Source organism: Sphingobacteriaceae bacterium, from assembly GCA_016715905.1.
GTDB lineage: Bacteria > Bacteroidota > Bacteroidia > B-17B0 > Aurantibacillaceae > Aurantibacillus.
The window spans coordinates 58352-77641 of sequence record JADJXI010000017.1 but is presented as its reverse complement, the minus strand read 5'-3'; the positions used below and the strand labels follow the sequence as shown (position 1 = coordinate 77641).

Genomic DNA, 19290 nt, shown 5'->3' with positions numbered 1-19290 from the left:
TCACTCAGCCTTGTAATCTTTTTTGTGTTCAGTGTTTGAAGTCTCTATTTCATCGGTATCATCTTCCGCTTCTTTTAATTCACTATGTTTTTCTTTATCCAGATTTACATTTACCACCACGGCCGGAGGCGCAGGCTGTGAAATCCAAATGGTTCCGTTCCAGAAGCGATAATGATTTCTCCAATTATCCCAATACAAATTATACTTCGGCCAATAAACCCATCTGCGATGATAAGCGTACGCCGGGCGCCAGTGCGGATGATAGATCACCACTTTTGTAGGACGATAAGGACTGCGTTTAACAACAACCGCTTTTCGGTGTGCATGATGCTTATGAGGGTGGTGACGTTTTTGAGCCTTAACATAGCAAACCGAAAAAACTAGGCTACTTATTAATAAATATTTAAATAATGTTTTCATGTTTGTTTGACTTTACAAAACTATAAAGGTTTAATCCCAAATTTTTGAAGTTTTGTACACCATACCCTTAAAGAGTGCGATTTTATTTTGTTTAGCGTTATATACAGTGATTTGATAATGCCCTAATTTTTCTGATTCTGTAACACATTCGGCAATTGCGGTTATTTCTTCTCCTTCATGCAGAGGCTCAATGTGAGCAATGGAGGTTTCTATACTCACGCTTTTTTTACCTCCCGAGTTTGAAGCAAAAGCTAATGCACTATCTGCAAAACTGTAACTTATTCCGCCATGAGCAATACCAAATCCATTCAACATTTCTTTGCGAACTTGCATGGAAATTTTACAAAAACCCGTTTTTACTTCTAAAATTTTAATACCCAACCACTGACTAAAAAAGTCTTTATCCATCATTTTGCCAACTATTTGCTCGGGTTTCAATTTATTTTTTTGGCTTCCAGGGTAATTCAGTTATTTTATTGGAAAAAGCTATCCATCGCGATAACATAAAGAAATAATCAGATAGGCGATTTAAATATTGAATATATAATTCATTAATTTTTTCCGTTTGAGTAAGATGTATAACCGATCGTTCTGCTCTTCTGCAAACACAACGAGTAATATGACAATAGGAAACATGCAAATGTCCTCCCGGAAGCACAAATGATTTCATGGGTGGAACTACTTTGTCCATTTCATCAATAGCAGTTTCGAGTTTTAATACATCTTCTTCATCAATTTTAGGTAATTCCATTTTATTCTTAACGGGATCGGCAGCTAAACCCGCGCCAATGGTAAATAATCGATCTTGAATATCAATCAGTAAATTTTTTGTTTTTTCATCCTCTAAACAATCTCTTAATAATCCTACATAAGAATTCAATTCATCTACATTTCCATAAGCTTCAATTCTTACATGATGTTTTGGTAAACGGGTACCGCCCAATAGGGAAGTAAGGCCTTTGTCGCCGGTTTTGGTGTAAATTTTAGATGACATGATAATATAAACTTACTAAATATTTAATGTAAAACAAATTGAAATTAAAAGGTAATACTCAAATTCACATTTGGCATTATTGGTAATTGATTGATGGTTTTAAAAGTAAAACGATCTACATAAAAAATATTTTTTCTGTTATAGATGTTTGTTGCTCCGGCGTTAAGTTCAAAAGTTGTTTTATCGCTGTGCACGTATTTATATTTAAACCCTATATCCAAGCGATGATAATCCGGTAATCGGCCGCCGTTTAAGGTTGAAGGAATGTAATTTAACTGCCCGTTTGCCGTATTGAAATTGTAGTTGATATTACCTTGTGGATTAAATTGATTGATGAAACCCTGTGTTTGAGTAAACGGAAATCCGGTGCCCATATTCCATCTTGCGTTTAATTCAAAGTTTTTCTTTTTGCCAAAAGTGTAAGAGCTAACCAGGTTTACGTTATGTCGTCTGTCGAAATTCGGAGGATAGTTCAACACTGTTCCGGTATTATTGTTACCAACCCATCTGTCGTTAAAAGTGAGGGAATATACAGCCCAGAAATAAAATTTCTTTTTATCGTATTTCAAAACCACATCAAAACCGCGGGCTCGGCCTTGTTCTACAACAAAGTCCTTTTTATATTCATCGGGTCGGTACTCATTTTCTTTATTATCGTCATAAATTTTAGAGCGGTTGGTATTGATGATTTGATTAAATATTTTTTGATAGGTTTCTATATTAAGTTCAAAAAATTTCAGGAAGTCAAACTCAATACCGCCAACCATATGATTTGATTTTTGAACCGTGTTCTTCATGTCTTGTACGGCTCCGGTGTAGTCTATGTATTTATCGGCAACCTGGTCAACGTTAGGTGCATTAATGAAGCCATAAAACAAGTTTACCACATCTCTGTCGCTGTTTGCGCTGATTAATGTTTGACTATAGTAACCTGCTGCCGCTTTTAATCTTATTTTTTTAGTGATGTTTATTTTAAGGGCAGCTCTTGGTTCCGGTGAAATAACATTTAAACTGGCATATTGTTGTAAACGAAAGGATGGTTCAAAAACTATATTTTTTCCTCTGTTCATGTATTTAAATTTAATATAGCCTGCATCATCAATGGTTTGTTTATTTAATTCTATTTTTGCGAAAAACGGATTAAGTAAAGTAAATTTGGTTGTAGTTACAATGCCTTCAAAACCAAATCTCAATTCCTGTTTACCTATATATTTCACAAATGAAAAACCGGTATTCACACTACTCACTTCGCTACTTTTGGTGTCGGTTTCCAAACTGGGATTAACAAAATTGATGTTATATTTTGAAAACGCAAAAACGCCTTCAACCAATAAATTGGAAGATGGGGGAACGAGAACGAAATTAGAACCAGCACCAATATTTTGCCAGTTAAAAGTAGCCACATCACTGTAATCAACTTTATCATTAAAACTAAAACCAAACAAGCTAAACTTGCTTCCGCTGGTAGAGTTCACCGACATTTTTCCAAATAAATCTGTATAATAAAAAGGCAAACCGTTTGGATTAGCGTAGCTATACAAAATTTTAGAAGTTTGCGGGAGATAGGAGTGTTTAGCAGATAATAAATAAGAAATGCTGGTATTGCCATCGTCGGTTAATTTTTTAAAAGGACCCTCAAGTGTGGCCTTTGCTCCAAAAGTAGAAAGTGAAACTTTCCCACTTGCTCTTTTTTTATTTCCATCTCTTGTAGTTACATCCATAATGGAAGAGGTCCTTCCTCCATATTCAGCACCAAATCCTGCACTATAAACATCTGCATTTTTCATGATGTCACTATCAAAAACCGAGAATAAACCGATGGAGTGAAATGGATTATAAACTATTAAACCATCTAAAAGAACTTTATTTTGAACGGGTAATCCTCCACGAATGTATAATTGTCCACCCTGATCGCCCGTAAAAACTACTCCGGGTAATACCTGTAAATATTGAGCAATATCGGGTTCACCAATACTTGGGAGTTTATTTATGGCTATTGGATCAATTTTTTGAACGGCAACAGTGGTGTTTTCAATTTTTTCGGCAGCGGTGGTTGAAACCTCAACTTCATCCAGTTTAACACCGCCCTTTTTAGCATAGAATTTTTTATTTAAAAATTCACCAGCCTTTATTTCAACACTTTCCGAAATGGTATCAAAATCTAAACTGGTAACTAAAAGCGTATAATTACCCGGTTTCACCCGGTTAATACTAAAAAATCCATTTAAATCGGTATTGGCGCCAATAGTAGTTCCTTTAAAATAAACATTGCAAAAAGGAACAGGTTCTCCATTCGCATGATCATACACAAATCCTTTTATAGCACCGGTTTGAGATTTACCACCGAAAGATGCCAGCATAAGAATAGAAGCAAGTATGATTTTATAAAAATGGATAAATGGGACACGCAAAAACATAGAAATTATTAAGTATCAATTTAAGAATGGTAAATGTATTAAAAAAAGACTATTAAGTTTGGGGGAATGTGTAAGAAATGTTAGATTTTTAAAATTTTTTAGATGGAGAAAAACGACCAATGCATTGATTTTATCTTCCAATTTTCTTGGCGATGTGAAACCAAAGAACTAAATTTATCGTAAAGAATTTTAAACACCCTTTATTATGAGGAATATATATATTTTAATTTTCAGTTTAATTTGTTTGATTGGGAAGTCGCAGTTTACTTATACTTGGACTAACTTGGACGGCGACTTTGATTTTGATAATGCAAATAATTGGGATTGTGGTTTTGGTCCTGGATTTGGAGTACCCACATTTGCTGATAATGCATTTTTTAATGCAACAAACACAGATGTATGTAACATGCCAAGTAACACACAAGTTGTATCTTTAATGTTGCTTTCAGGGTATACAGGAACGGTTGATGCAAGTTCAATCGACCTAACTATGGTTAATTTTAATGTGCAAGCCGGAACGTTTATATCACCATCCGGTTCATTACACGTAAGTGGAAACATGACCAAAGGTGCAGGAGGAACTTTTAACGCAAATTCGGGAGTAGTACATATCGATTTACAATCGGCCTCTGCAAGAAATATTAATGGTGCTTTTAATTTTGCTGTGGTTAGTTTAACTGCATCTAGTTCAGCTGGTAACAGAGTGATGAATTTTGGCACAACCGGCACCTCATCTTGTACCACCTTGGAATTAAATTGCGGTACATATCCGCTTGCACTAAGAGGTATTATGAATGTTTCCGCCGGGTTGAATATTACAGGTACCTCAACTGTTATTACTACATCCACCCTATCATCAAGTCAAAATACAGGAACAATATTGTTCGTAGGTGGAGGTGCAAAAACTATTGTAGGAACCGCAAGTGCCATGCAAAATCCCATACCAAATGTAAGTTTTAATACTACAGGTAGCGTGGCTATGAGTGGACATATCACGATTTCAAGAACCTCTGCCGGCGCTGAAACCGGTGGTACTTGGAACGTTACGAATATCGGTAGTTTTATACCCGGAACATCAACGGTTACCATGAAAGGGGGAACTATTACAGCCGGAACCACAAGCGCCAGTGAAGCAAGTTTTGATCATTTATCCATTTTAACCGGAAGTACGGTTAGTTTCGCCGGAAATAGTTGGGTAAATGTAAGAGGTGATTTAGTCAATAATGGAATAATTACACCTAACACAAGTTTACTTCGTTTGACAAATACAACCGCTCAATCCATTGGTCCGGCAACTACAACATTGAACGCTTTAGAAATTACAAACTCAGGAACGAAAACATTGGGTGGTTCTGTGATTATTTTAGACTCCGTAAAAGTGAATGCCGGAACATTAGCCAGCGGTGGAAATTTAAGGTTAAGATCAACTAGCTCCTTAAAGGGTAGAGTGGCTGAAATTACGGGCGGAGGTTCAATCTCCGGAAATGCAATTGTTGAAACTTTTATGCTTGGAGGAACAACCGATTGGGCAAATTTAGGAGTGAGTGGCGTAACGGGTCAAACTTTTGGTAGTTGGTATGGTCCAATTCCAATGGCAATTGAAGGTTCATCAACAGGTGTTACTTCAGTAGGAGGTAACTATTTTGAGTCGGTACAAAGTTGGACAGAATTTGATGGATATGGTTATGATACTACGATTACTTTGGGCTCCCCAATTACTGTTTCAAAAGGATATTGGGTTTATTTAGGAGATAATTTCGGAACAACCGGAAATATTACTACTGCCGTTACCGGAGCTTTGGTTCAGGGAAATCAACCAATATTATTAACAAGAACCCCGGCCGGAGCAAATCCGGGGTATAATTTAATTGCCAATCCTTACGCTTCTCCAATTTCATGGACTAAACTAAGAAACGGAAATGCCTCTGTAGCGAATGCAATCTATATTTATAACGCGGATATTGGCGCAACAACTTCCTTTGTGAACGGAGTTTCCAGTCATGGTGTTGGAGTAGGTGCACAAGACGATATTCCAATGGGTCAAGCTTTTTATTGTGAGGCATTAGCAACAACTGTTATAACCGCACAAGAATCCAATAAAAATTCAAACAATACAAATGCCGATCAATTATTAAAATCGGCAAACGTAAATCAAAGTCCAAATCAAACATTTTGGTTGAAATTAGAAGGCGCCAATGATTATGACATGACCGCTATTAATTTTATTGACGGTGCTTCTGATAATTTTGATCCTGAAGTGGACGCTCATAAAATTTATTCTTCTCCGGGTTATATTGGTTTTCCAGGTCAATGGAATAAAAGAACGGCTATCGCCAGCCAGATTGGAAATGAAGAGTATTCTATTAATTCTGTACAACGTTTAAATAATCAAAGCACAGTAATAGATATAATTACTCGTCCGTATTTATCCGGTAACTTCAGTATCAGTGCTGAAAATATTGAGAACATTGCTTATGGGACTTGCATGATGTTAAAGGATAAGGCTACAAACACTACTCATGATTTAAGAAGTGGTCCTTATTCATTCTACCTTAGTGATACAACTTACACGGCTCGTTTTGAGTTAACGGTTTGTGGTGTGAATGCTGTAGCCAATGTAAACAATCAGGTTATCAGTGAAGAGTCTATTACAATAGGACAAGATAAAATCGCAGCTTATGTTAATTTAGCTTTCCCTGCTCAAACAGAAGCTTTGATTTCGGTTTACAATATCTTAGGACAAAAAATTATTAAAGACAAAAAAGTAGTTACCACAAAAGAAACGGTACGATTAGACCTTCCTTCCAATAATGAGATTTTAATCATATCTGTTAAAACAAATGACAGAACAGTCACTAAAAAGCTAGTTCGCTAGTTGAATATAATCCTTAAAAGCCTCGTTTTTTAAAACGGGGCTTTTTTTTGTCCGCTTTTGAACAAGATTTCCATAAAAGTTGATAATATTTTTGTTACACCCCCCTTTTTTTAGCCACCTGCATCAAAAAATTGATTTTTTTCTTTGTACACCCCCCTTTTTTCACATACTTTTGTCAAAAAAAACAGAAAAACATGAGTACACGAAGAACTTTAGCCATGCAGGATGTAATAAATAGAAAACCTGTAGAAGTAAATCAAACAGAAAAACCCGTTAGTGAATATTTTGGAGCCAATGTGTTTGGTATTGATGCCATGCGTACATATCTAAGCGAAGAAGGTTTCACTAGTGTAACAGAAGCCATGGAAAAGGGAACAGCCATAGATCGAAAAATTGCCGATCAGGTAGCTGCGTGTATGAAAGCCTGGGCGCAAAGTAAAGGTGTTACCCATTACACGCACTGGTTTCAGCCTTTAACCGGAACTACTGCAGAAAAGCATGATGGTTTTTTTGAACCCATTGGCGGCGGAAGAGCCATTGAAAGATTTAGTGGCTCACAATTGGTACAACAAGAACCTGACGCCTCCTCGTTTCCAAATGGAGGTGTACGTAGTACATTTGAAGCCAGGGGTTATACGGCCTGGGATCCAACATCACCTGCTTTTATTTGGGGAAATACTTTATGCATACCTACTATATTTGTTTCATATACCGGAGAAGCGTTAGATTTTAAAACCCCTTTATTAAAATCACTTTCTGCGTTAGATAAAGCCGCCACAGAAGTTTGTCAGCTCTTTGATAAAAATGTAACTAAAGTTATTGGAACGCTTGGTTGGGAACAGGAATATTTTTTAGTAGATGCAGCGCTTTATCACATCCGTTATGACTTGCAACAAACCGGACGTTCTTTGTTTGGTCACGCTTCAGCAAAAGGACAGCAATTGGAAGACCATTACTGGGGCTCTATTCCGGAGCGTGTATTGGCTTATATGAAGGACTTTGAATACGAAGCTCATTTATTGGGAATACCGGTAAGAACCAGACATAATGAAGTGGCGCCGGCACAGTTTGAATGTGCGCCGGTTTTTGAAGAAATAAATATTGCGGTTGATCATAATCAATTATTAATGGACGTCATGGAAAAAGTGGCTATTCGACATAACTTTAGAGTACTCTTACACGAAAAACCTTATGCCGGTGTAAACGGTAGCGGTAAACATAATAATTGGAGTTTAGCTACAAATACGGGCAAAAATTTATTATCTCCGGGCAAAACGCCTAAAACAAATTTACAATTCCTTACTTTTTTTATCAATACTGTTAAGGCTGTACACGAGCATGCTGATTTAATGCGCGCTTGTATTGCATCCGCCAATAATGATCATCGTTTAGGAGCTAATGAAGCTCCTCCGGCCATTATGAGCGTTTTCTTAGGCGAACAGTTAAATAAAGTGTTGGAAGAAATTGAGGTAAGTGTAGGAGATAAAAAATTAAGTCCGGAAGAAAAAACAGCTTTAAAATTGAGCATTGGAAAAATTCCGGATATTCTATTAGACAATACAGATCGAAACAGAACTTCGCCTTTTGCCTTTACCGGAAATAAGTTTGAATTTAGGGCTGTAGGTTCATCTGCCAATTGCGCGGGAGCAATGACCGTATTGAATACCATTATGTCCGATCAATTGCAACAGTTCAAAACGGAAGTTGATCAATTAATTAATAAAAAGAATTTGGACAAAGATGATGCCATTTTACAAGTATTAAAGAATTACATTATTGAGTCTAAAAAAATACGATTTGAAGGGAATGGCTATGGAGATGAGTGGAAAGCGGAAGCTAAAAAACGAGGGTTGAGCAACATTCCAACTACGCCCGGAGCTTTAGAAGCCTTTGTTTCACCAAAAACAATTAAGTTATTTGAAAGCCAAGGTATATTGAATCACCGGGAACAAGAATCGCGCTATGAAATTTATCTGGAAACTTATACCAAAAAAATACAAATCGAATCCAGAATTATGGTGGATATGGTAAGCAACCAAATTATTCCCGCTGCGCTCAATTATCAAAAAAGTTTAATCGAAAATGTAAATGGATTAAAATCATTTTTAAAAGAATCGGAATTTAGCAAAACAGCATCTACACAAATCGAATTAATTAAAGAAATCAGTGAAAGAGTTTCTATAATTAAAAAGTCGGCGGATGAAATGACGGAAGCCAGAAAACAGGCTAATCAATTAAACAGTGCAAAAAAGCAAGCGCACGCTTATTGTGATAAGGTAAAGCCTTATTTTGAAGAAATACGATATAATGTAGATAAACTGGAAAACATCATTGATGATGCCATTTGGCCATTAGCGAAGTACAGAGAGATGTTGTATTTGAGATAGGAAAGCCATTTAAAAGTCAATTTAAACCATAAAAAAACCCCGATATAAAATATCGGGGTTTTTTAGTAACCTGAAATAAATTATTTCAAATGCTTTGATAAATGTTTAGCCATATCAAACATTGACACTTGGTTAGCGCCATTGAAGATAGCTTTTAATTTAGCATCAGAATTAATCATTCTTCTGTTTTTAGAATCTTGAAGTTTGTGTGATTTAATGTAGTTCCAGATTTTTTTCACAACTTCAGTACGAGGTAATGCTTTGCTTCCAACAACTTCAGCTAAAGCTGAGCTTGGAGTTAATGCTGCCATAAAAGCTGCATTAGGCTTACGGTTAGATTTTTTCTTTACTTTTTTAGCAGGCTTTTTCTTAGCTGCTTTTTTAGCTGGCTTCTTAGCCGCTTTTTTTGCTACTTTTTTAGCAGGCTTTTTTGCTGCTTTTTTCGTTGCTTTTTTTGCCATTTGTTTTTAGTTTTTAAGATATAATGAAGCAAATCTATGCGTTTTTCTATAGGGGAGGTAAAAAAATAATTAACATATTTCACTTTTGATACCTTTTTGAGACCAGTTTCTTCATTGGAAGATTAAAGATTCAAGTGGTTCAAAAACTTCACTTTCTCCAATGAAAATCACGTTTTTCCCAATGGAAAAAAAACGATTTTTTTCAATCCCCCAATGCGATTTTAAATTGTGAATAAAGTTTTTTTTCGACCTAATGACGGGTTTTGGTTAATAAGACCCGTACTTTCATTGGTAATTCTCCTATTTCACCGTAATTGCTAACCACCTTTTATTGGAGAAAGTCGATACTTAATAGTAAATGGGGGGGGTAGCTTTATAATAGAGTCTTGCAAAAAACAGAATAGGCATTGCATTTAATTAGAAGCTTTTGCTTCCTTCTCGTATTAAAATGACTCCATCGCTAAATCCTCCTTATTTAAGGCATTTAATCCAATAGGCATTTAAAAGAATAAAGGAATAAGAAAGATGAGGGATTTTTTTCGCTTAAACTTAGTTTGTCAAACACATAATTTAATCAACCAAAGCAACCACTTTTAATTCAATGGCAATGGGTGTCGGTAGCTTATTTATTTCAATGGTAGTTCGGCAAGGTTGATTTTCTTTGAAGTATTCGGCCCATAAGGCATTGTACTTCGGAAAATCATCTTTCATGTTGGTTAAAAATACAGTAACGTCAATTATCTTATCCCAACTGCTACCTGAATCTTCTAAAATATATCTGATGTTTTTAAATACACTGTGGCATTGCTTTTCTATATCATAGGACACAATGTTACCCATTTCATCCAATTCAACACCTGGTATTTTTTTAGTCCCTTTTTCCCTCGGCCCAACTCCACTCAAAAAAAGTAAATTTCCAACTTTACGCGCGTGAGGATATAATCCAACAGGCTCTGGCGCTTTTGATGATTCGATTTTTGTATTCGACATAAGCCAAAAATACTAAATATACTAAGGTTAAAAAATAAAAAGAAATGAAAAGTGGCATATTTATTTCCACTTAAACTGTGTAACTTTAGACTAGATACTATAAAGACAAATTTTATGAAAGTAAATCAATTATATACCAACTGCCTGGCTCAGGGCGCCTATTATATTGCGCACAAAGGAGAAGCTGTAATTATTGACCCATTAAGAGAAACGGAACCGTATTTAAAAATTTTAAAGGAAAACGGAGACAAACTAAAATATATATTTGAAACCCACTTTCATGCGGATTTTGTAAGCGGACACGTTGATTTAGCAAAAAAAACCGGCGCAACCATAGTTTTTGGCCCTAACGCAAATACCGATTATAAAAGCTATGTTGCAAAAGATAATGAAGAGTTTAAAATTGGCGACTTAACACTACGGGTTTTACATACACCGGGACACACTTTGGAAAGCAGCAGCTTTTTATTATTGGATGAAAATGGCAAACCTCAAAGTATTTTTACCGGCGATACTTTATTTATTGGGGATGTTGGAAGACCCGACTTAGCTATTAAATCGGATTTAACACAAGAAGATTTGGCCGGAATGTTGTTCGATTCTTTACGCACTAAAATTATGAATTTACCGGATGAGGTAATTGTTTATCCGGCGCATGGCGCAGGTTCTGCTTGCGGAAAAAACATGAGCAAAGAAACTTTTGATACTTTAGGAAATCAAAAGAAAACTAATTATGCTTTACAAAATATAAGCAAAGAAGAATTTATTAAGGAATTGACTACAGGAATTTTACCGCCGCCGCAGTATTTTTCTAAAAACGCCATGTTAAATAAGGGGGGATACAAGGAGTTTGACAGTGTGTTAGAAAGTGGAGTGCGTCCTTTAAGTCCTGCCGAGTTTGAAGAAAAAGCTAAAGAAAAAAATGTATTGATTTTAGATGTAAGAAAAGCGGCTGATTTTGCAAAATCGCACGTGCCTAACTCATTATTTATTGGCTTAGACGGGCAATTTGCCCCTTGGGTTGGAACAATAATAGAAGATTTAAATACACCTATTTTAATTGTTACACCGGAAGGAAAAGAAGAAGAGGCCGTAATGCGATTGAGTAGAGTAGGATATGATAATAGCATAGGGTTTTTAGAAGGAGGGATAGAAGCTTGGAAAAATGCCGGTAAAAAAACGGAACAAATAATTTCTATTACGGCCAATGAATTTGCGCAACGGGCAAAAAATTCAAAAATAAATATATTGGATGTGCGAAGGCCGGGCGAACACGAAGCACAGCATCTTGAAAATGTTAGCAATAAGCCATTGGATTTTATTGTTGATTGGCATGTTACTTTAGATAAAGAAAAAGAACACTATATACATTGCGCCGGAGGATACAGAAGCATGATTGCTTCTTCCATTTTAAAAAGAAACGGTTTTAAAAATTTAATAGATGTAGAAGGCGGTTTTTCTGCTATTGCAAAAACAGATTTGCCAACTACCAGCTTTGTTTGTCCGTCTAAAAAGGTATAGATAACCTTGTTCGCATATTTTTTATCGAATAAGCGCCATTCAACAATAAATCTTTATCTTTAGGGGTGTTGAATTCGTTAGAATTATTTGATCAGGGATTATTAATTAAAATAAATTCTCTGCATAACGAGTGGTTGGATTTAATCATGTGGAAGTCCAGCCTAACTATTTTCTTTTTGCCTTTCCCAATGCTAATTCTTTATCTGTATTTTAAACGATACAAGTTAAGAAATACCATTGCCTTGATTTTGTGTTGCGGCATTTCTATAACCTTAACCGATGTGAGTACAAACCGGGTAAAGCATTTAGTGAAAAGATACCGACCCACGCATCATGTTGAAATAGGACCTAAACTTCATTTGGTAAACGAGTATGTGGGGGGGAAATATGGTTTTTTTAGCAGTCACGCTTCCAACACTTACGGAATAGTTACCTTATTGTATTTTGCAACTACTTGGATTTATCGAAAAAGAAGAGTTTTGTTTTTTCTGATTCCCCTGCCGGTAATTTACAGCAGAATGTATCTGGGTGTTCATTATCCATCGGATGTTTTTGTGGGCGCTTTGAATGGATTTTTAATGGGATATTTTACTTTTTTATTATACAGAAAGTATTTTTTTAAATCACCATTGATTAATGAGTAAAATTATTTTTTTTATTTTTTGCAGCTCGGCGCTTTTTTCACAACTCCCCGAAACGGACTTGATACTCTTTAAGCTGAAAAATGTAAAGAACGAATTAATAATTACGGAATCTAAAACATTAACAAACCGCCCCGGATACGATAATCAACCTTCATTTACAGCCGATCAAAAAAATGTATTTTATGTAGCTATTGGTGAGGATAAACAAGCAGATATTTACAGCTGCGATTTCAAATCCGGCAAAACTATGCAAGTCACCAAAACGGCCGAAAGCGAATATTCTCCTACTTGGCACGCAGATAAAAATGTAATACACGCTGTGGTTGTTGAAAAAGACAGTTCACAACGCATTCACGCCTATGATGTATTATCCAGAAGTGAAAAAGGTTTATTATTTGATGAGGATTCAATTGGGTATTTTACATATTTGAATAGCGATACCGTTTTATATTATAAACTCACACAACCGCATTCTTTGCGTATGCGAGCTTGTTCGTCCGGGCAAGATCAGTTCATTGCGTCTTCCATCATCCGCGGATTTAAAAAGATAAACAGGCACAGTTTTATTTTTGGAATTAAAGACAGTACTAAAGTAGATTTTTATACCTATGATTTTAATTTAGCCAAAGCGTTTTATTATTGTACTTATCCCAGTTTGGCAGAAGATATTATTTGGCATCCACAATGGGGTTTGTTGAAGTCGGAGAAGAATCAGATTTTAAGATTTTCAGAAGAAACGAAACAGTGGACCACTTTTTTGGATTTAGAAAAATTCGGAATTAAAACTATCACCCGTTTTATTTTTGATAAAAAAAATAAATACTTAATCGTCGTAAATAACAAATAAAGTATGTTGGCATTTGCAATTTATTTTTTGTTGTTATTACTGATTATTTTAAGAGGCTCACGTATTACATTATTTCACGATGAAATAATTAACAGAAAAAACTTTACTTTCTTTTTTATTCTTAAAGTATTAGCGATTCCCGCCTTCTATTTTCTATTTTTAAAATTGTATGGCGGAATAGAAAAATTTGACGCCGGTAAATTCTTTTTCGATGCAAAAACAATTGGAAATTTCGCATTTCAGAATTTTCCGGAATATGTAAAAACGATATTTGGTTTACAAGATGAAACCGAAGGAGGTCATTTTTATAAAATGATTATAGAACCCACTTTTAATTGGGAGAATGGTGCTGAAAAAGATTTTTTTTATAATGATAACCGAGTTGTTATCCGAATTCATGCCATCATCCATTTGATCGCTTTCAACTCCTATTTTGTACATGCCTTATGGGCCTGTTTTTTTAGTTATATCGGCTCAGTGCTTATTTACAAGAGTTTAAAAAATTTCTTTCCGGGCAAAGAAAAACTCTTTTTTGTTTTAATTTGTTTTTTTCCCTCTCTTTGGTTGTATACCGGCGCATTATTGAAGGAGCCCTGGTGTGTGTTTTTTTTTGGCTCCATTATTTATACTACCAAACAATTAACTGAACGTGGATTTTCAATTAAAAGAATACTGGCATTCGCGTTTTTACTTTTAGTTTCCATAATGCTTAAACCTTATATATTATTTTTTGGGTTAATTTCATTTCTTTTGTTTTATGCCATTCAAACTAAAGTTATTGCAAAATGGAGAATAGCAGTTTTTACCGGAGCAATATTGGTATTGGCATTAACGGCAAATCTAACGGTATTACAAATAAAAAAGATTTCCTTGTATGATGTTGCAGTTGGTAGATTGTTAAGGTTTGACGATGTGGCCAAAGGCGGAATTTTTTTAACGGATACTCAACAATTGATTCGTGTAGATTACGATTGGAACCTGTTAAGTAAAGATTCTCTCAGCAAAAATCATTTCAAATTGAAGAAAGGCACTCCTTATGTTTATTGGGAGTTCAGTCACAAGAATGATACATTACGAAATTACTTTAATACCAACACCACTTCTTCTTACAGCTTGGCTTATGTTATTCCTAAAGCCGGCTCCAATATTCAGGTAAAACAAAATAATGCGGCATATACACTTTTAAATAGTTTATATTATACTATGGCTTATCCCTTATTTGTAAATGCAAAGGGTGCAGTACAATATTTAGCATCTTTTGAAAATCTGATCTTGTTATTATCCGTACTACTAATTATTAGCGGATGTTTATCTTCTTCCAAAGAAAAATTTCCGACGTATTTTTTTCTTTTTCTAAGCCTTTCCATTTTTATGTTAATCGGATTTACTACCCCTAATAGCGGCGCAATATTAAGATACAGAGCACCTATGGCCATTTTTTTATTGGCGGGGGCGCTGTATTTTGTGGATTTTTTTAAAATAAAGCAGGGTAAATTACGTTTCTGATTAAGTGTTATCTTTAAGGCATATTCATGAAAAAATTATTTCGTAAAAAGCAGATTAAAGATATTCTGGAAAGAGCTGATGTGGATAAAGAGCACAGTTCACTTTCTCGTCATTTAGGGGTAAGAGATTTAACGGCTTTTGGTATTGCAGCCATTATAGGCGCCGGTATATTTTCTACTATTGGTAAAGCCAGTGCAGATGGCGGACCCGGAGTAATTTTCTTATTTATTTTTACGGCAATAGCTTGTAGTTTTGCAGCTTTTGCATATGCTGAATTTGCTTCCCTTATTCCGGTGAGTGGAAGCGCTTACACGTATAGTTATGTGGCCTTTGGCGAATTATTTGCCTGGATAATCGGATGGGCATTAATTATGGAATATGGAATTGGAAATGTTACTGTAGCCATTTCCTGGAGTGATTATTTTACTTCACTCATAAATAATGCTACTTTCTTTAAAGTAAGTGAATGGCTATGTCTCGATTATTTTACAGCCAAAACAAATTATAATGAGGTAAGTGCCCTGTTAATGAGTGGCACAACAATGGAACAAATTTCAGCAAATTCGGATACAAAAGGATTAATGGAAGGATTCACTGCATATTCAAATGCTCCAAAATTATTGGGATTAAGAATAATTTTTGATTTCCCGGCTTTAATTATTAATGTACTCATTACCATTTTAGTTTATCGTGGTATTAAAGAAAGCAGAAATGCGAGCAACATCATGGTTGCTATAAAATTGGTTGTAGTAATATTAGTAATTGTTGTAGGGGTTTTTTACGTGAATACCGAAAATTGGGATCCGTTTTTACCTAACGGGATAGGAGGATTATTGTCAGGCATAAGTGCCGTATTTTTCGCATACATTGGTTTCGACGCTATTTCAACTACAGCCGAGGAATGTAAAAATCCACAACGCGATTTGCCGAGAGGAATTTTGTATTCCATAATCATTTGTACCATATTGTATGTAATTATTGCTTTAGTAATCACCGGTATGGTTAAGTATTCCGAATTAAATGTTGGCGACCCCTTGGCTTACGTTTTTGAGAAAATAAAAGATTTAAAATGGTTAAGTGGCGTAATTGCGGTTAGTGCTGTGGTGGCCATGGCCAGTGTTATGCTTGTTTTTCAATTGGGTCAACCTCGAATTTTTATGGCGATGAGTAGAGATGGACTTTTACCCAAAAAGTTTTCTAAAGTTCATCCGAAATATAAAACGCCGGGCTTTTCTACCATTGTAACCGGATTACTGGTTGCAATTCCTATCTTTTTCGTAGACATGAATATGGTTACAGATATCTGTTCAGCCGGAACGTTATTTGCCTTTATGCTGGTTTGCGGCGGCGTATTAAAATTAAGAATGGATAAAAATGCGCCCGAATCTAAATTCAAAACGCCTTACATCAATTCAAAATATATTGTGCCCGGATTATTTGTGCTATCCTTTGTATTACTTTTTTTATTCAATAAATCATGGTTAATTGAAACATTTGTTATTCATAATTCCGCGCAGTTCATAGAAAATATACCCATGTATTTTTTCCTGCTCGGATTTGGAGTATTTTCGGTTATGGCCTTTAAATTTAATTTCTCTTTAATTCCATCATTAGGCTTATTGTGTTGTTTTTACATGTTATCACAACTGGGTTCCAAAAACTGGCTCTATTTTACCATTTGGTTAATCATTGGCTTAATCATTTATTTTTTATACGGAAGAAAACACAGTAAACTAAATTCATAAAAATGACAGTACTAATTACAGGAGCAACGGCAGGTATTGGTAAAAGCACAGCTGAAATTTTCGCAAAAAACGGATATGATTTAATTATTACCGGAAGAAGGGAAGATCGCCTTTTGGCATTTAAAAAAAACCTGGAGTCACAATATAAAATAAATGTGCAAGTTTTAAATTTTGATATACGAAATCAAAAAGAAGTTCAGCAAGCAATAGACTCTTTGGGAGAAAATGCGAAGCGGATTGATATCTTAATAAACAATGCGGGTTTAGCCGCAGGTTTATCTGCTATACAGGATGGAAATTTAGATCATTGGGAAAGAATGATTGATACCAACGTGAAGGGTTTACTTTATATGTCTAAAATAATTGCTGGAAAAATGATTCAGCGAGGCAGTGGACATATCATCAATATCGGTTCAATTGCAGGCAAAGAAGTTTACGCTAATGGCAATGTGTACTGCGCAACAAAACATGCCGTAGATGCTTTAACTAAAGGTATGCGTATTGATTTGTTGCCACATAATATAAAAGTTACTTCGGTTAGTCCGGGTATGGTGGAAACGGAATTTAGTATTGTTCGGTTTGATGGTGACGAAGAGCGCGCAAAAAATGTATATAAAGGCTTGCAGCCACTTTTGCCGGAAGATATTGCCGAAACTATTTATTGGTGTGCAACTCGTCCGGCCCATGTAAATATTAATGATATTTTAATTATGCCGGCTGCACAAGCTTCCTCTATTAATGTACTTCGTAAAAGCGATTCATGATCAATAGAATTGTAATATTTTTGATATTATTTTTTTTCTCCTCTTTTATTTTTGCTTCGCCTCCAAAAGGTGGAGTAAACGGTCAGGGATTTCGTTTCGGTTTTGGACCCTGTGTAGGATTTTATAAAATTAACACCAATCATGCACAATCTCCTTCGGGACGCATGAGTGCTTGCGTTAATTTTAAAAAAGAAATTCGCTGTGATCGCGAACATAAAGTGTTTTTTCTTTTTGGCGTTGAATATTTTTTTCACGGTATAAATTTTCGTTCTTACTATTTTGATCAGGATACGTTGCAGTTGTACGATAAAAAATTTGTTTACGATTACAGCTTGTTTATTCAGGAAATACAAGTGCCATTACAAATGAAATTTTCATTTAATCGAGAGAACAATACTTTGTTTAGTCCGTACGTAGCCTTAGGCTATCATTTACGAATTTTATTACCGACAAATGTTACAGTGAAACAAGACGGCAATCAAATTTTAAAAACTAGTGAAACCATGTTGTTTAGAAATAAAGTAATGAGCGACCGATTAAATTCATTTGTGAGTATTACAGCAGGATGGCAAAAAAATACGATTAATAATTCAAGAAGCGGAATTTTTATTGAAGTAAGCTATAAACAAGGCTTTTCACCTTATTATTTTCAATCTAAGTATGCGGCAAATTCACTTTGGATAAACAGCTCACACTTATCTCTACAGGTAGGATTAAAATTTTGAGATAAATCCGTTTAGGCCTATAAAACGAAATATATTATTCAAAATATCTTTACGGCCCCATTTAATAATTGTATTTTTATAAAAAATTTAACAATGAAAAACTATATTATTTGTCTGATCTCAATTTTGATTGTATTGAACAGCCGTGCTCAGCTAACAGAAAAAAATTATGTGATTTTTAATAATCAAGAGAAGACAAAGACCGTTGATGATGTTATTAAAGAAACAGCTCAGATGGATGTTGTTTTTTTTGGTGAAGAGCATAATGATTCTGTTGCGCACTACATGGAACTAACTTTATTAAAGAAAATGCATGAATTGCATAAAGAAAAATTGGTGTTGTCATTAGAAATGTTTGAGCGTGATTGTCAAGTTGTTTTAAATGAATATTTGCAAGGAAAAATTAAAGAAAGTCATTTTAAAAAAGATGCGCGAGCTTGGTCAAATTATAAAGATTATCGCCCTCTTATTGAATATGCCAAGGCAAATGGAATCCGAGTTGTTGCTGCAAATACTTCTATGCGTTATGTGTCCATGGCAAACAAAGGAACGCAAGCTGCGCTCTTAACATTGAGCCCTGAGGCAAAAAAATGGATCGCACCTTTACCAATTGATACAGCAAAAGGTGCTTATTACGAAAAATTAAAAGATATAATGGGCTATAATTCTCATGAGCCCGGCATGTCGGCAATGATGCCAAAATCATTAAACGGACAATCAGTTTGGGATGCAACAATGGCACATTCAATTGCAGAAGTGCTAAACGAAAAGAAGGGTTATAAAGTATTACATTTGGTCGGCAGATTTCATGTAGATGAGAAATTTGGAATTTGCGAGCAAATTCTGAACTATAAGAAGGATGTGAAATTTACTGTTCTGACCGAACAAACAGATGAAAATTTCCCAAATATTAAATTAGGAGAAAATAAAAAGTTAGGAGATTACATTATTTTTTCAGATCCTAAAGTTCCTAAATCATATCCCGATAAATAAA

General features: G+C 35.1%; 16 protein-coding genes. 10 read left to right on the top strand and 6 right to left on the bottom strand.

The genetic code is table 11. The annotated features are described in order from the left end of the window. From IPM51_12875 to IPM51_12860, 4 genes are read right to left on the bottom strand one after another with little or no spacing between them, the layout of a single operon-like run. Window positions 1-420 carry a hypothetical protein gene (locus IPM51_12875; protein MBK9285187.1) on the bottom strand — a complete coding sequence of 140 codons (420 nt, stop codon included), beginning with the start codon at window positions 418-420 and terminating at the stop codon, window positions 1-3. Between the two features lie 30 nt (window positions 421-450). After that, entirely contained in the window at window positions 451-831 is a 381-nt protein-coding gene (locus tag IPM51_12870; protein ID MBK9285186.1) for a hotdog fold thioesterase, read from the bottom strand. Window positions 832-859: 28 nt separating this feature from the next. Then, window positions 860-1414: a cob(I)yrinic acid a,c-diamide adenosyltransferase gene (locus IPM51_12865; GenBank protein ID MBK9285185.1), complete on the bottom strand. Its 555-nt coding sequence runs from the start codon at window positions 1412-1414 to the stop codon at window positions 860-862. 44 nt (window positions 1415-1458) lie between these two features. Continuing rightward, window positions 1459-3774 carry a TonB-dependent receptor gene (locus IPM51_12860; protein ID MBK9285184.1) on the bottom strand — a complete coding sequence of 772 codons (2316 nt, stop codon included), beginning with the start codon at window positions 3772-3774 and terminating at the stop codon, window positions 1459-1461. A 262-nt stretch (window positions 3775-4036) separates the two neighbouring features. On the opposite strand from IPM51_12860, the gene IPM51_12855 reads away from it, so the two are divergent. Both IPM51_12855 and IPM51_12850 read left to right on the top strand, forming a co-directional pair. Continuing rightward, window positions 4037-6706 (top strand): hypothetical protein, encoded by a 2670-nt coding sequence (locus tag IPM51_12855; GenBank protein MBK9285183.1) that lies wholly within the window; start codon window positions 4037-4039, stop codon window positions 6704-6706. 194 nt (window positions 6707-6900) lie between these two features. Further along, window positions 6901-9093, top strand: a complete 2193-nt coding sequence (locus IPM51_12850) for a glutamine synthetase III (GenBank protein ID MBK9285182.1) — start codon at window positions 6901-6903, stop codon at window positions 9091-9093. Between the two features lie 80 nt (window positions 9094-9173). Here the strand turns inward: IPM51_12850 and IPM51_12845 are convergent, their stop codons facing one another. Both IPM51_12845 and IPM51_12840 read right to left on the bottom strand, forming a co-directional pair. Beyond that, window positions 9174-9554 carry an SWIB/MDM2 domain-containing protein gene (locus tag IPM51_12845; GenBank protein MBK9285181.1) on the bottom strand — a complete coding sequence of 127 codons (381 nt, stop codon included), beginning with the start codon at window positions 9552-9554 and terminating at the stop codon, window positions 9174-9176. Between the two features lie 570 nt (window positions 9555-10124). Further along, window positions 10125-10544 (bottom strand): RidA family protein, encoded by a 420-nt coding sequence (locus tag IPM51_12840; GenBank protein ID MBK9285180.1) that lies wholly within the window; start codon window positions 10542-10544, stop codon window positions 10125-10127. Between the two features lie 114 nt (window positions 10545-10658). Here IPM51_12840 and IPM51_12835 point away from each other — a divergent pair, with 114 nt between their 5' ends. From IPM51_12835 to IPM51_12800, 8 genes are all read left to right on the top strand, one after another. Further along, window positions 10659-12065 (top strand): MBL fold metallo-hydrolase, encoded by a 1407-nt coding sequence (locus IPM51_12835; GenBank protein ID MBK9285179.1) that lies wholly within the window; start codon window positions 10659-10661, stop codon window positions 12063-12065. A gap of 68 nt (window positions 12066-12133) precedes the next feature. Then, on the top strand, window positions 12134-12709 hold the full coding sequence (locus tag IPM51_12830; GenBank protein MBK9285178.1) for a phosphatase PAP2 family protein: 576 nt from the start codon (window positions 12134-12136) through the stop codon (window positions 12707-12709). Then, entirely contained in the window at window positions 12702-13556 is an 855-nt protein-coding gene (locus IPM51_12825; protein ID MBK9285177.1) for a hypothetical protein, read from the top strand. Before IPM51_12830 ends, IPM51_12825 begins: the two co-directional genes overlap by 8 nt. Window positions 13557-13562: 6 nt before the next feature. Then, window positions 13563-15062: a hypothetical protein gene (locus IPM51_12820; GenBank protein MBK9285176.1), complete on the top strand. Its 1500-nt coding sequence runs from the start codon at window positions 13563-13565 to the stop codon at window positions 15060-15062. A 26-nt stretch (window positions 15063-15088) separates the two neighbouring features. Then, complete coding sequence (locus IPM51_12815; GenBank protein ID MBK9285175.1) at window positions 15089-16807, top strand: amino acid permease; 1719 nt, start codon at window positions 15089-15091, stop codon at window positions 16805-16807. Window positions 16808-16809: 2 nt separating this feature from the next. Continuing rightward, entirely contained in the window at window positions 16810-17571 is a 762-nt protein-coding gene (locus IPM51_12810; GenBank protein ID MBK9285174.1) for an SDR family NAD(P)-dependent oxidoreductase, read from the top strand. Further along, on the top strand, window positions 17568-18296 hold the full coding sequence (locus IPM51_12805; protein MBK9285173.1) for a hypothetical protein: 729 nt from the start codon (window positions 17568-17570) through the stop codon (window positions 18294-18296). Before IPM51_12810 ends, IPM51_12805 begins: the two co-directional genes overlap by 4 nt. Window positions 18297-18389: 93 nt before the next feature. Continuing rightward, a complete protein-coding gene (locus tag IPM51_12800) occupies window positions 18390-19289 on the top strand; it encodes a ChaN family lipoprotein (protein MBK9285172.1) in 900 nt (299 codons plus the stop codon). Window position 19290 lies beyond the last annotated feature (1 nt).

Coding starts and splice junctions, on each gene's coding strand:
- IPM51_12835 (MBK9285179.1), top strand. CDS start 10,659: ATGAAAGTAAATCAATTATATACCAACTGCCTGGCTCAGGGCGCCTAT.
- IPM51_12845 (MBK9285181.1), bottom strand. CDS start 9,554: ATGGCAAAAAAAGCAACGAAAAAAGCAGCAAAAAAGCCTGCTAAAAAA.
- IPM51_12875 (MBK9285187.1), bottom strand. CDS start 420: ATGAAAACATTATTTAAATATTTATTAATAAGTAGCCTAGTTTTTTCG.
- IPM51_12860 (MBK9285184.1), bottom strand. CDS start 3,774: ATGCTGGCATCTTTCGGTGGTAAATCTCAAACCGGTGCTATAAAAGGA.
- IPM51_12825 (MBK9285177.1), top strand. CDS start 12,702: ATGAGTAAAATTATTTTTTTTATTTTTTGCAGCTCGGCGCTTTTTTCA.
- IPM51_12805 (MBK9285173.1), top strand. CDS start 17,568: ATGATCAATAGAATTGTAATATTTTTGATATTATTTTTTTTCTCCTCT.
- IPM51_12800 (MBK9285172.1), top strand. CDS start 18,390: ATGAAAAACTATATTATTTGTCTGATCTCAATTTTGATTGTATTGAAC.
- IPM51_12850 (MBK9285182.1), top strand. CDS start 6,901: ATGAGTACACGAAGAACTTTAGCCATGCAGGATGTAATAAATAGAAAA.
- IPM51_12815 (MBK9285175.1), top strand. CDS start 15,089: ATGAAAAAATTATTTCGTAAAAAGCAGATTAAAGATATTCTGGAAAGA.
- IPM51_12870 (MBK9285186.1), bottom strand. CDS start 831: ATGATGGATAAAGACTTTTTTAGTCAGTGGTTGGGTATTAAAATTTTA.
- IPM51_12855 (MBK9285183.1), top strand. CDS start 4,037: ATGAGGAATATATATATTTTAATTTTCAGTTTAATTTGTTTGATTGGG.
- IPM51_12840 (MBK9285180.1), bottom strand. CDS start 10,544: ATGTCGAATACAAAAATCGAATCATCAAAAGCGCCAGAGCCTGTTGGA.
- IPM51_12810 (MBK9285174.1), top strand. CDS start 16,810: ATGACAGTACTAATTACAGGAGCAACGGCAGGTATTGGTAAAAGCACA.
- IPM51_12865 (MBK9285185.1), bottom strand. CDS start 1,414: ATGTCATCTAAAATTTACACCAAAACCGGCGACAAAGGCCTTACTTCC.